We start from the raw sequence: 788 nt of genomic DNA, 5'->3' as shown, positions 1-788 counted from the left end.
GCACATAGTATAGTTGATCTTGTTGAAAATGGAAAAGTAGTTCAACGAAGGATATACGGCAGTGATAAGCAGGCTTTAGTCGATTTTGACACAACAGATCATGGCAAGCCTAAGTATCATAAAACATATGCACATAAACATACATGGAATTATAAAAACAAACCTTCAAGAGGTTCTTCGGGCGAGATAAAAGATTCGGAATTAGAAATGAATAACGATATTATTAGGAGAGGTGAAAACTATTTTGACGATAAATGATTTTAAAAAAATTATTGATACATCTGGTGATATTACGTTTGATTGTCTAGGTGTTAGCTATACTATATTAACTTGGACTGACAAAGGAATCGTAATCGGAAAACAGAATGATGACGACGATTGTTATTATGAGTCGTCAGATGATTTGATAGCAAACTATAAAATCAATGGAAAATACATCTCCGATGTTATTGATAAAATCAATGTTACATTTTACAGCTAAAAGCTCCCACCTAAGGGGGCTTTTAATTTTGCATGAAAGGGGCTGATACAATGCTCGCAACGCTTATTCTGCTTTACGCGCTCGATACAGGGCAGATACCTACGGGCTGCTATGTGGCTGCATGGGTATTTACCATACTCAAAGGTATCTATGCGGTGATAAAAGCAATGATCGAAATGGACAATTAAAACTGCAATATAACGATAATATAACGCTCTGAAAAGGGCGTTTTTATTATACCCAAATTTAAAATACGGAGGTACAAAGCATGACAAAAGAAGAACTTGTAACACTCGGCGTATCAGAG

General features: G+C 35.7%; 3 protein-coding genes. All 3 read left to right on the top strand.

The features are described from left to right. The coding region (locus tag LI114_RS13655) for a hypothetical protein (RefSeq protein WP_413770910.1) at positions 1-258 on the top strand (258 nt) is incomplete at its 5' end. Beyond that, the gene (locus tag LI114_RS13650) at positions 245-481 is read left to right on the top strand and encodes a hypothetical protein (RefSeq protein WP_227221123.1); all 237 of its coding nucleotides are present in this window, start codon (positions 245-247) and stop codon (positions 479-481) included. The genes LI114_RS13655 and LI114_RS13650, both read left to right, overlap by 14 nt. A gap of 32 nt (positions 482-513) precedes the next feature. Further along, positions 514-669 (top strand): hypothetical protein, encoded by a 156-nt coding sequence (locus LI114_RS13645; protein ID WP_227221122.1) that lies wholly within the window; start codon positions 514-516, stop codon positions 667-669. The last annotated feature ends 119 nt before the right edge of the window (positions 670-788 follow it).

Origin of the sequence: Ruminococcus sp. 210702-SL.1.03, from assembly GCF_020559915.1 — a bacterium.
Taxonomy (GTDB): Bacteria; Bacillota; Clostridia; order Oscillospirales; family Ruminococcaceae; genus YE71.
Note: the sequence above shows the minus strand (reverse complement) of the source record. Positions and strands in the feature narration are given on the sequence as shown.

What these genes read in the sequence shown, in the direction of transcription:
- LI114_RS13645 (WP_227221122.1), top strand. Translation starts at nt 514, where the DNA reads ATGAAAGGGGCTGATACAATGCTCGCAACGCTTATTCTGCTTTACGCG.